The sequence below is a fragment of the Parabacteroides sp. MSK.9.14 genome (genome assembly GCF_019041495.1).
GTDB classification, from domain to species: domain Bacteria; phylum Bacteroidota; class Bacteroidia; order Bacteroidales; family Tannerellaceae; genus Parabacteroides; species Parabacteroides merdae.
Window position 1 is genome coordinate 63,714 of sequence record NZ_JAHPXO010000003.1, and the last position, 11,357, is coordinate 75,070.

Sequence of the window (11,357 nt, forward strand, 5' to 3'; positions counted from 1 at the left end):
ATGGAAGAGACAAAGTTTTACCACGCATTGAAAATAGACAATGACCGTTGTGTCGGCTGTACCCACTGCATGACGAAGTGCCCGACCGGTGCGATTCGTATCCGCGAGGGGAAAGCCTCCATCCGTAAAGGTTGGTGTGTGGACTGCGGCGAATGTCTGAAAGCCTGCCCGACGGAAGCCATCTATGTGGAGCAGGACGACTTCCAGAAGATATTCGACTACAAGGCCCGTGTCGTGCTGGTTCCGACGGTCTTTATCGGGCAGTTCTCCAAATATACGACGGAGGAAGAGATTTTCAGTGCGCTGTACGAACTGGGGTTTACGCATGTGTTCCAGGTCGAGTTTACGGCAGACATGATCCATCGCGAGATGCTCAGGCAGATGGAGCTGGCGGAGGATAAACCTGTCATCAGTTCGTTTTGCCCGGCTATCGTCCGGCTGATACAGGTGCGCTTCCCGGCCCTGGTCGATAATATCTTGTTGGTGAAGCCGCCGGTCAATGCGACAGCCACTTACTATCATAAGGTATTGGAAGAAGACGGTTTCTCGTCCGAAGAAATCGGTATTTTTTATGTGACGCCCTGTGCGGCGAAGATCGCCTCCCTGAAAGGTGCGGAGGGATATTCGTCCACGATCAAAGGCGTGATCAATATGGATACCCTATATAATAAGGTATATCATATCCTGAAAAACCGTCCGAAGAACTACACGCCCGAATGCGTCCTTCCGCCCTCCCTGACCAAGAAGGAGATGCGTTGGAGCCAGACGGGAGGCGAAACCAAACATTTCTCCGGCCGCTGCCTGGCGATAGACGAGATACACAATGTCATCGAATTCTTGGAACGGATGGAGTCGACCACCGAAGTCCGCAATGTGGACTTCCTCGAACTGCGTGCCTGCGACCGGAGTTGTGCCGGTGGCGTGCTGGCAGTCGCCAACCGTTTCCTGACAGCCGAGCGGGTGATGAAGCGTTCGATGAAACGCGACAAAGCCCCGCTGATCTATTCCGACCGGTTGGAGGCGTTGTCCTATCTGAAACAACACATCACCATTCGTCCGCTTCAACCCAACCCGAAGTTGCGATACGAAGGAAATATCGAAGAAGTCCTGAAAAAGATGGAACAGGTACGCAAGTTGATGTGCTACCTGCCCGGCATCGATTGCGGGGCCTGTGGTTCGCCCAACTGCCAGGCGTTGGCGGAAGACATCGTCCGCCATGAGGCGCAGTTCAGCGATTGCGTCTTCATGCAGCGCAATATGGAGAAGCACGGGAAGCTGGACAAGGAACATGCTTTCCGCCTGATCGAAAAGACCTGGGGGAAAGACCGGTTGAATAAAGATTGTTATAAGAAAGGAGCCAAATATGAAGGTCAGTGATTTAGTGAGAGAATTGAACTTAACCGTTTTTTGCGGAGAGGCAGGACTGGACGCGGAGATTTCCGGCGGCTACACCAGCGACCTGTTGAGTGACGTAATGGGACATATAGACGAAGGAATGTTGTGGGTCACGATGCAGACACACCAGAACATCGTGGCGGTCGCCACTCTGAAAGATGTGGCAGCCGTCCTGATCGTGAACGGGGCTTCGCCGGACGAGGAAACGCTTGAGAAAGGAAAAGAGGAAGACGTGCCTTTGCTCGGAACGCCGCTTTCCGCATTCGAAGTAACGGGAAAAATATACAGCCTTTTGCAACAGGCATGAAGGAGTTCCGGGTAGATTTGCACCTGCACACCTGTCTTTCGCCTTGCGGAAGCTTGGAGATGAGCCCGCAGCGGATTGTGGAAACGGCCCTCGAACGGGGATTGGATGCCATTGCTGTGACGGATCATAACAGCACGCTGCAATGTCCCGAAATCCTGGCTTTAGGGGAGGAGCGGGGACTCATGGTCTTTGCCGGTGCGGAGGTGACGACACGCGAAGAGGCGCACTGCGTGGCACTTTTTGCAGATGACCGGGCACGTGCCGCTTTCCAGATGTATCTGGATGACAATCTGCCGCCTGTCCCGAACGACCCTGAACGATTCGGCGACCAGGTCTGGGTGAACGCCCGGAACGAGATCGTGGGGGAAGCCCCTTATCTGCTTATCTCGGCCCTCGACCGGAGTGTGGAACAGATTGCCGCAGTGGTGCATCGTCTGGGCGGGTTGTTCATTGCGGCCCATGTCGAACGTCCTTCGTTCAGCCTGATCAGCCAGTTGGGGTTTATAGATCCTTCGTTGCCGCTGGATGCGATCGAGTTCAAGGATGCTGTCCGCTATGAAAGGCTGTTGGCGGCACATGCTTATTTGAAGCATTACACGGTCTATAGCGCTTCTGATGCGCATGATCCCGGACAGATCGGCACGAAATATTCCCTGCTAAGAGCCGACCTGCTTGATTTTGAACATTTAGCAATGGCTTTCCGGAAGGAAAACGGTCATACGATTGTAACAGCATGAATAATCTATCTTTTCATATCACCGATATCACCGCAAACAGTATCCGGGCGAATGCTTCGGAGATAGGGCTGTCCGTAGAAGAGCAGGATACCCGCATCGTCATCCGCATCACGGACAACGGCTTAGGGATGGATGCGGAAACCGCCCGGCGTGTCACGAACCCGTTCTACACCACCCGCACGACTCGCAAAGTCGGACTCGGCCTTCCCTTCCTGATCCAGAATGCGGAGCAGACCGGCGGCAGTGTCACCCTGACATCCGAGCCGGGAAAGGGAACGAAAGTGAGGGCTGTCTTTCATTCGGATCATATCGATTGCCCGCCCTGGGGAGATCTTCCGGGTACAGTCGCCTTGTTGATCACCGGCAATCCGGAAATAAACGTTTGCTTTGAATACCGTTCGGGAGAAACCGGGTATTCAATCAGCACGAATGAAATAAAAGAGATTCTGGACGGCGTCCCACTGAGCCATCCGAAGGTGATGTTGCTTATTAAGGAGATGATAAAAGAAAATATCCGGTCTTGAAAATAAGATGGTCTGATTGGTTATAAGCAATACGCACCTCTTTATTTCTTTCCTGTTTTATGAAGATAATAGTTGTAACGCTCCATCACCTCGCGCACATAATTGAAGGTTTCCGAACCACGCAGGTAGCCGTGTTTGCAGACCGGATCATTGTAGTACTCCGGATCGTTCTTCATCCGGATATATTCGGCCACATTATCATCCCAGACGTATGGGTCTTTGCCGTATTTCTCTGCCAGTCGTTGGGCATCGTAGATATGCCCGATCCCGGCATTGTAAGCCGCTAAGGTGAACTTGATCTTTTCGACCGGGTCCGTTATTTTTCCAAATCCCTGACGGAAACGGCGCAGGCAATCCACACCCGTACGGATTCCCGTGTCCGGATTTTTCAGTTCGTGAGGCGTTACCCCTAAAGCCTTTGCCGTGTTCGGCATAATTCCCATCAGCCCTTCTGCGCCGGCCCATGAGACGACGTTCGGATTGAAACGGGATTCCTGGTAGCCGATAGAAGCAAGTAGCTGCCAGTCCCAGCCGATGTTTTTGGCATGTTTGCGGAACAGCTCGTCGTAGGGCGATACATGTCCGTTTTTAACTTCCGGCAGTTCGGTCGTGACGGGTTGTTTGCTCAGTTCGAAATAGCGTTTCGTCAAAGCCTTGTAGACATGCGTTCCCGCCTTGTCGGATGCCCACGCGTCGATGGCCTTAGCCAGTTCGGGGCTGCTTTTGCGTACGACCCATGAGGAGCGTTGCATAAAACTGATCTTCAGCGAAACGTTCAGGTTCCAGAAATAAGTTTTGTTCAGGCGGGCTATATTCTCGTCGCTTACGGTGTAAGGGATTTCTCCTTGCGAAACCATGCCGATCAGATCCTCCGTTGTCACTGTGTCGGCATCCGCTTCATGAATCCGGATACCGCCTCCTAATTCGACATCGAGGTTCTTCAACCGTTCGAAATATTTGGTTCCCGGCTTTACATAGACATCTTTTCCGAGCAGCTCCGTCACGTCGGTGATCACCTTGTCGCCTTTGTTGGCACGTTGGATCAGCATCTGGCAATCTTGCTCTTCCCGTCCGCAATAGATGAGTTTCTCTTTCATGCGGTTGCTGATCTGAATCGGGTAGGCGACGACATCGGCTTCTCCCGCTTCCAACATTTCGATCAGTTTGGCAGGACTTTCGGCAACTTTAATATTCAGTTTCAGACCTTCCGAACGGGCGAAATCCTTGATCAGTTCGTATTCGTAACCCATCGGCTGCATCTTATACTGAAAATAGGAAGTCGAGCTATATAGCGTAACGGCCGTTATTTCGCCTTGCGCTTTCAGTTGAGGCAGGTCAATTGTTACATCGTCATCCTCCCGCCCTTGTTCCTGCCTCGCACGATTACAACCGGACAACAACAAAGCAAGTGAAAACAGGAGGATGATCTTGTTCATTATTTTCTTAAGCTTTTAATTCTTAACTTTTAATTTCTCCAGGAGGACGACATTTTCTACATGATGCGTATGTGGGAACATATCTACCGGCTGTACCTTTTTAACGGCATACTTTACCGAAAGCAGGCTCAGGTCGCGTGCCTGTGTCGCGGGGTTACAGCTCACGTAAACGATACGTTCCGGTTCCGCAAAAAGAATCGTGTTGATCACATCGTCATGCATACCGGCACGGGGCGGGTCTGTGATAATAACATCCGGACGGCCGTGTTGGTTGATGAAATCCTGTGTCAGGATATCCTTCATGTCGCCGGCGTAGAACAATGTATTCTCGATCTTATTCAACGAGGAGTTCACTTTGGCATCTTCGATCGCTTCGGGCACATATTCGATACCGATCACTTTCTTTGCCTGGCGGGAGACGAAGTTGGCGATCGTACCGGTTCCGGTGTACAAGTCATAAACCATTTCGTTTCCGGTCAGTCCGGCAAACTCGCGGGCAACTTTATAGAGTTCGTAAGCCTGTTCACTGTTGGTCTGATAGAACGATTTCGGCCCTACTTTGAACTGAAGTCCTTCCATCTCCTCGATGATATGGTCTTTTCCACGGAACACAAGAACGTCCTGGTCGGTAATCGTATCATTGCATTTTTCGTTGATGACGTACATCAGTGAAGTGATCTCCGGGAACTGTTCAGCCACATAGGAGAGAAGCGCTTCGCGGCGTTCCACATCTTCGTAGAAAAATACCAACACTACCATCAGATCGCCCGTTGAAGCCGTACGGATCATTAATGTACGCACAAATCCTTCCTGATTGCGAAGGTCGAAGAACGGATAGCCTTTGTGTGTCAGGCAGTATTCTTTGACTGCCTGACGGATGCGGTTTGATATGTCGTTCTGCAACCAGCATTTGTGAATGTCGAGCACCTTGTCGAACATTCCCGGAATATGGAAACCGACCGCATCCATACAATCGAACTTGGCTCCGGTTTTCACTTCCTCTTCCGTCAACCATTTCTTGTTAGAGAATGTAAATTCAAGTTTGTTACGATAGAAAGTCGTATGTTTGGAACCCTTGATCGGGAGTATTTCTTCCATTTCGATCTTACCGATCCGGGTCAGGTTGTCGATCACCTGCTTGTGTTTGTAGCGAATCTGTTCCTCATAGGGCAGATGTTGCCATTTACAGCCGCCGCATACACCGAAATGTTCACAGAACGGCTCTGCACGTCGGGGCGAATATTCATGGAAAAATACAGCTTTTCCCTCCGCATAACTATGTTTCTTACGTGTCAATTGTATGTCTATGACATCTCCGGGCGCAACAAAAGGTACGAATACGACCATGTCATTTACGCGTGCGATAGCCTTTCCTTCTGCGGCTACATCTGTTATTGTTACCTTTTCCAATAAAGGCAACTGCTTCTTATTTCTTGCCAAGATGATTATTTTTTAATTTATGGCGCAAAGATAGAGATAAAAATATATCGTAAAATACTTCTGTGTAAAAGATTTTGACTATCCGCATGGTTGTCCGGCCTTTTCCCGGCTGTCGAAAATACCTGTCATATGCTCCAATGCCCAACCGACAAGACTCTCGATATGTGGTATCAGCGTTTTGCCGGTTTCCGTAAGTTGGTATTCGACACGGGGCGGAACTTCAGCATAGACTGTTCTTGAAACAAGTCCGTCGGCTTCCAGTGTGCGAAGCGTGACGGTCAGCATACGTTGTGAGATGTCGGAAATTGTTTTTTGAATGTCACTAAAACGAAGAGATCAGAAGACTTCTTCCGGAGCTTCACGTCTTGCCCGATAAGAGTATATGAGAAAGATTCAAAAGTCATAACGAGTTGATACAATATATGTATCAACTCGTTATGACTTTGATCAGCTAATTACGACCTCTTATTTATGTCGGGGTACCAGGATTCGAACCTGGGACCCCCTGCTCCCAAAGCAGGTGCGCTAACCGGACTGCGCTACACCCCGTTTTGCAATTTCTTTTATTTTTGATTGCGATGCAAAGGTAGGTATTTTTTTTTAACTACCAAATATTTCATTGTTTTTTTTATTTACGTACATTCGCATCAGTTTAGGAGATCATTACAACATGTATACCCCCTTTATCAACTTTTAGAATGAACATATTGCAAACCAATCTGTTATATATCAAATGATAAAACAAAATTTAAATAATAAAAAATATGACAATTGCTTATATACGTACATATTCAAATAAACAACAAACAGAGAGCCAGAAAAACGCAATCGAACAATTTGCAAAAGCAAAAAAAATTGAGATTGACAAATGGTTGAAAGATGCTAAAAATTCTTCCAAAGAGAAAAACCGACTCGAAGACGTAATAAAAAATTTACAAGAAGGCGATATTCTTATCGTCGCCGATGTCACTCGACTCAGCAGGAAACTAATGGAGATAATGCATTTGATTTTGTTGTGTATTGAAAAGAAAGTGGCACTTTACTGTATCAAGGAAGGTTATTCATTTGAAGATAACGTGAACAGCAAGACGTTGGCATTTACATTTGGGCTTGTTTCTGAGATTGAAAGCAAACTTATTTCTGCCCGTACGAAAGAAGCATTGACAGCCAGTAAAAACAAAGGAACAAAATTAGGACGTCCTTTGGGAAGCCCCAAAACCGAATTTCTCCTTTCCCAGAAAAGCCAGATCGAAAGAGAATTGAAAGAAGAAAATGCAACATATGCCGAATTAGCCGATTATTATAAGGTTTCTTTAAGCGGTTTCAAGCGCTTCATTCGGGAAAATATACCGAACTTACCTTCAAGAAGGAAAAAGAAAAACGATACCGAATAAATATAAAAAGCGGGATTTTCAGATATACTTAAAGATAATAAGTATTATGTTTAATAAGATTGTTGAATTTCTTTTTTGCGCAGACATAATAAAAACCCCGAAAGTTTTTTGTCTAACTTTCGGGGTTCATTATATGACATATTTTCTTTTATCAAATAAATCTTATCCGATCTATTATTTATTCATTTCTGCTTCAATAGCTTCTAATTCCGGCCCCATGTTCAGATTGTAATAGATACCTCTCAAAGCGATCATGTTGTCCATTTTTTCAGGTTCAGCTTCATGAGCTTTTTTATAATAAGGAAGAGCTTTTTTGAACAAATCTTTTGCCATGCCTAATTCCTCCTGGTATTTCTTACTATCATTAATCATATTGGCTTCGCTTAATTTGTTCACTCCTTGATTGTAATAGATACGACCAATGTTAGAAAGCGCATCTGTCAAATTCGGATCTTTTTCCAAAGCAATCTGGAAATTCTTTTCAGCATTGGCATAATCTTTTAATCCGGTTTCATAAACACGTCCCATTACATTGTAAAGGTTTGCATCATTTGGATTTTTCTGGATTGCAACATTCAACATTTCCAATGCTTTTTCATTTCTATTGGAATAGATGTATGTATTGATCAAGTTATTCAAGAAGAATGCCGAATCTGGAAAAACCTGCATGCCTTCTTCGAATGTTTTTTCCAACATAACAGAGTCCTGAGCAGTTCTTGCCTCTCCGTATTCGTAGCAAAGATACTGATAAACATCATATTGACGATAAGGAGTATTTTTAGCACGTTCCAAAGCGGCAATAGCCAATCTGGAATCTTTAGCTAAAGAAGCTGCTGCTGCTGCATAGAACTGAACTGTCATGAATGTAGAGTCTTTTTCCGCAGTCTGAGTCCCTGCGAACATTGGCAGTTCGGATATTTCCACATATTGGTTGAAGAAATCGTATGCTTTTTTATACTCTTGTTTATCGAAATAATATGCACCACCATTGAACAGATATACATGGTTTGCACTCAAGATACTTTTGATATCTTTTGTGTATTTAGGTTTCACTTTTCCTTTTTCATTAGGCAACTGATCCAGTTCATAGGCTTTCTGAAAATAAGGTAAAATACCATACAAAGCTTCGTACATAACCGGCTCGTTGGGTTGCTGTCCCAAGATTTGTTTAGCTCTTTCAGTATTGAACTGCTGATCTTCAATAAAACCTGCTACATACCAAGTTTTAGCGTCATCTTTAGTTTCCGGATTTTCCAACGCTCCTTTGATCAAGGTTCTGGCTTCTCCGAAATCTGCGTTACTTCCTTTCGCAATACTCTGTGCCTCGTTCACAACTTTTTTCTGTGCGAAAGAGGCAGATGCTGCAACACATAGTGCAACTGTCAATAATACTCGTTTCATTTGTGATAGTGATTTGAGATTAATATTTCTATTTGTTTAAATTATTCCTCAGTTGTTCCTTCTGTATCGTCCGCATTTTCATTGCTTTCGACATCATCAGAGACATCTTCGAAATCGGTATTCTCTATTGGATGTTCATGAATTACCACACCTTCTAAAGCTTCACGCTGTGCTTTTTCTTCAGCGATCTCTTCTTCAGTCTGTGACAGCACCTTGCATACAGAGGCGATTTCGTCATTACGTTTCCCTAAATTGATCAGGCGTACCCCTTGTGTTGCACGTCCGATGACATTCAGATCAGATACCTTCATACGGATTGTGATACCGGATTTATTAATGATCATAATATCGTTTTCCTCCGTAACATTCTTGATGGCAACCAGTTTACCGGTCTTTTCCGTAATGTTGATGGTTTTGACACCTTTACCTCCACGATTCGTAATACGATAATCTTCGATATTAGAACGTTTGCCGTAACCTTGTTCGGACACAACCAGTACAGTTTCTTTTTCTTTGTCCTTAATGCAAACCATTCCTACAACTTCGTCGTTAGAATCGTCATCAAGTGTCATACCTCTTACACCGGATGCTGTACGCCCCATAACGCGCACTGCATTTTCATGGAAACGGATAGCACGTCCGTTACGGTTTGCAATCAGAACCTCATTATTACCATTTGTCATACAAACTTCGATCAGACCGTCGTCTTCACGTAATGTAATGGCATTTACACCATTCTGGCGAGGACGGGAATATGCTTCCAATAGAGTCTTCTTGATCACACCTTTCTTTGTACAGAACAACAGATAGTGCGAATTAATAAACTCGGTGTCTGTCGTCAGCTTCTTTACTCGAATGAAAGCGTTGACCTTGTCATCCGGTTCGATGTTCAACAAGTTCTGGATCGCTCTACCCTTTGAGTTCTTCGCTCCTTCCGGAATTTCGAACACTTTCAACCAATAACATTTTCCTTTTGCCGTAAAGATCAGCAAGGTAGCATGCATGGAAGCCGGATAGATATATTCTACAAAATCTTCGTCACGCGTTTCAGAACCTTTGGCCCCTACTCCGCCGCGTCCCTGAGCACGGAATTCACTGAGCGGCGTACGCTTGATGTATCCCATGTGGGAGATGGTAATGATCATCTCATCATCTGCATAGAAGTCTTCAGGATTGAGTTCTTCGGAGGCATAAACGATATCTGTTTTACGTTCATCTCCGTACTTGTCCTTGATTTCCTGCAACTCGTCTTTGATGACTTTCATACAAAGATCGTCATTTTCTAGAATTTCCTTCAAATATGCGATTAATTTTTCGATTTCTTCATACTCTGCACGAAGTTTATCCTGTTCCAGGCCAGTTAACTGGCGAAGTCTCATTTCTACAATGGCACGAGACTGTATATCCGACAGGGAGAAACGTTCCATCAAACGTTCGATAGCTTCAGCAGGACTTTTAGACGATTTGATGATTGCAATGACTTCATCAATATTATCGGAAGCAATAATCAGACCTTCTAAGATATGGGCACGTTCTTCGGCTTTCTTCAAATCGTATTTCGTACGGCGAATCACAACTTCATGTCTATGGTCGACAAACGCTTTGATCAAATCTTTCAGATTGAGCAGTTTGGGACGCCCATTCACCAACGCGATATTATTGACGCTGAAGGAAGACTGCAATGCCGTCATCTTATATAGCTTGTTGAGCACAACACTCGAATTTGCATCCCTTTTTACATCCACGACGATTCTCATGCCTTGGCGGTCCGACTCGTCATTTACATTCGATATACCGTCTATGCGCTTTTCATTCACTAAATCGGCAATATATTTGATCAGTTCGGCTTTATTTACACCATAAGGGATTTCCGAAATGATAATCTTCTCATGATTATTTTCCGTCTCGATTTCTGCTTTACCGCGCAAAACAATACGTCCCTTACCTGTTTCAAAGGCGTCTTTTACACCAGCATATCCGTAGATAGTCGCACCTGTCGGGAAATCAGGAGCTTTGATATATTGCATCAAATCAGCTACTTCCATTTCTCCACGAGTATCAATGTAAGCCATACAGCCGTCCAGCACCTCGCTAAGGTTATGTGTTGGCATATTTGTCGCCATACCAACGGCAATACCAGATGCTCCATTTACCAGCAAATTCGGAATACGAGTCGGCAATACGGTCGGTTCTTTCAGCGTATCGTCGAAATTCAGCTGGAAATCAACCGTATCTTTGTCGATATCGCGAAGCATTTCTTCGGCAAGTTTACTTAATCTTGCTTCTGTATAACGCATGGCAGCAGGACTGTCACCGTCCACCGAGCCAAAGTTTCCTTGTCCATCCACCAACGTATAGCGCATAGACCATGTCTGTGCCATACGAACCATTGCGAAATAAACAGACAAGTCACCATGTGGATGGTATTTACCTAAAACTTCACCAACAATTCTCGCAGATTTTTTATAAGGTTTGTCGGATGTATTACCCAATTCATTCATTCCAAACAAAATACGACGATGAACCGGTTTAAAACCATCCCTAACATCCGGAAGGGCACGCGAAACAATGACAGACATTGAATAGTCAATGTATGCCGATTTCATTTCCTCCTCGATGTTAATCTTAATAATTCTGTCTTGATCAACCATTTAGTCTTATATTAATTACACTCAATATCTCACCTTTCAAAAAGTGCACTAAGGTAAGGCTTTTCCGTGTAT

At 45.2% G+C, this 11,357-nt stretch carries 9 protein-coding genes, 1 tRNA gene and 1 pseudogene; 5 read left to right on the forward strand and 6 right to left on the reverse strand.

Annotated features, from left to right (window positions below; translation table 11 throughout):
- Genes KTG12_RS02580 through KTG12_RS02595 form a run of 4 tightly spaced genes read left to right on the forward strand, consistent with a single transcriptional unit; the run spans window position 1 to window position 2,963 of the window.
- A complete protein-coding gene (locus KTG12_RS02580) occupies window positions 1-1,377 on the forward strand; it encodes a [Fe-Fe] hydrogenase large subunit C-terminal domain-containing protein (RefSeq protein WP_022322132.1) in 1,377 nt (458 codons plus the stop codon).
- Window positions 1,364-1,702: a DRTGG domain-containing protein gene (locus KTG12_RS02585; RefSeq protein WP_046452592.1), complete on the forward strand. Its 339-nt coding sequence runs from the start codon at window positions 1,364-1,366 to the stop codon at window positions 1,700-1,702. The genes KTG12_RS02580 and KTG12_RS02585 overlap by 14 nt, the downstream gene beginning before the upstream one ends.
- A complete protein-coding gene (locus KTG12_RS02590) occupies window positions 1,699-2,439 on the forward strand; it encodes a PHP domain-containing protein (RefSeq protein WP_022322131.1) in 741 nt (246 codons plus the stop codon). The genes KTG12_RS02585 and KTG12_RS02590 overlap by 4 nt, the downstream gene beginning before the upstream one ends.
- Window positions 2,436-2,963 carry a sensor histidine kinase gene (locus KTG12_RS02595; RefSeq protein WP_022322130.1) on the forward strand — a complete coding sequence of 176 codons (528 nt, stop codon included), beginning with the start codon at window positions 2,436-2,438 and terminating at the stop codon, window positions 2,961-2,963. The genes KTG12_RS02590 and KTG12_RS02595 overlap by 4 nt, the downstream gene beginning before the upstream one ends.
- Before the next feature lie 41 nt (window positions 2,964-3,004).
- Here KTG12_RS02595 and KTG12_RS02600 read toward each other — a convergent pair whose 3' ends face one another.
- The 4 genes and pseudogenes from KTG12_RS02600 to KTG12_RS02615 form a co-directional block, all read right to left on the reverse strand.
- Window positions 3,005-4,399: a transglycosylase SLT domain-containing protein gene (locus tag KTG12_RS02600; protein WP_138272643.1), complete on the reverse strand. Its 1,395-nt coding sequence runs from the start codon at window positions 4,397-4,399 to the stop codon at window positions 3,005-3,007.
- Window positions 4,400-4,414: 15 nt separating this feature from the next.
- Window positions 4,415-5,839 carry a 23S rRNA (uracil(1939)-C(5))-methyltransferase RlmD gene (gene rlmD, locus KTG12_RS02605; RefSeq protein WP_022322128.1) on the reverse strand — a complete coding sequence of 475 codons (1,425 nt, stop codon included), beginning with the start codon at window positions 5,837-5,839 and terminating at the stop codon, window positions 4,415-4,417.
- Window positions 5,840-5,917: 78 nt separating this feature from the next.
- Window positions 5,918-6,175: pseudogene (locus tag KTG12_RS02610) on the reverse strand (winged helix-turn-helix transcriptional regulator); the annotation flags it as partial.
- Window positions 6,176-6,313: 138 nt separating this feature from the next.
- Window positions 6,314-6,388: transfer RNA gene (locus KTG12_RS02615), tRNA-Pro, on the reverse strand.
- Between the two features lie 215 nt (window positions 6,389-6,603).
- Here KTG12_RS02615 and KTG12_RS02620 point away from each other — a divergent pair.
- Window positions 6,604-7,233 carry a recombinase family protein gene (locus tag KTG12_RS02620; RefSeq protein ID WP_005637936.1) on the forward strand — a complete coding sequence of 210 codons (630 nt, stop codon included), beginning with the start codon at window positions 6,604-6,606 and terminating at the stop codon, window positions 7,231-7,233.
- Window positions 7,234-7,407: 174 nt separating this feature from the next.
- On the opposite strand, the gene KTG12_RS02625 is transcribed toward KTG12_RS02620, so the two are convergent.
- Window positions 7,408-8,634 carry a tetratricopeptide repeat protein gene (locus KTG12_RS02625; protein WP_138272642.1) on the reverse strand — a complete coding sequence of 409 codons (1,227 nt, stop codon included), beginning with the start codon at window positions 8,632-8,634 and terminating at the stop codon, window positions 7,408-7,410.
- Window positions 8,635-8,675: 41 nt separating this feature from the next.
- The gene (gene gyrA, locus KTG12_RS02630) at window positions 8,676-11,285 is read right to left on the reverse strand and encodes a DNA gyrase subunit A (protein ID WP_005643266.1); all 2,610 of its coding nucleotides are present in this window, start codon (window positions 11,283-11,285) and stop codon (window positions 8,676-8,678) included.
- Window positions 11,286-11,357 lie beyond the last annotated feature (72 nt).

Bases quoted from the DNA above. Each gene is read 5' to 3' on its own strand.
- KTG12_RS02580 (WP_022322132.1), top strand. From the start codon at position 1: ATGGAAGAGACAAAGTTTTACCACGCATTGAAAATAGACAATGACCGT.
- KTG12_RS02585 (WP_046452592.1), top strand. From the start codon at position 1,364: ATGAAGGTCAGTGATTTAGTGAGAGAATTGAACTTAACCGTTTTTTGC.
- KTG12_RS02590 (WP_022322131.1), top strand. From the start codon at position 1,699: ATGAAGGAGTTCCGGGTAGATTTGCACCTGCACACCTGTCTTTCGCCT.
- KTG12_RS02595 (WP_022322130.1), top strand. From the start codon at position 2,436: ATGAATAATCTATCTTTTCATATCACCGATATCACCGCAAACAGTATC.
- KTG12_RS02600 (WP_138272643.1), bottom strand. From the start codon at position 4,399: ATGAACAAGATCATCCTCCTGTTTTCACTTGCTTTGTTGTTGTCCGGT.
- KTG12_RS02620 (WP_005637936.1), top strand. From the start codon at position 6,604: ATGACAATTGCTTATATACGTACATATTCAAATAAACAACAAACAGAG.
- KTG12_RS02625 (WP_138272642.1), bottom strand. From the start codon at position 8,634: ATGAAACGAGTATTATTGACAGTTGCACTATGTGTTGCAGCATCTGCC.
- gyrA (WP_005643266.1), bottom strand. From the start codon at position 11,285: ATGGTTGATCAAGACAGAATTATTAAGATTAACATCGAGGAGGAAATG.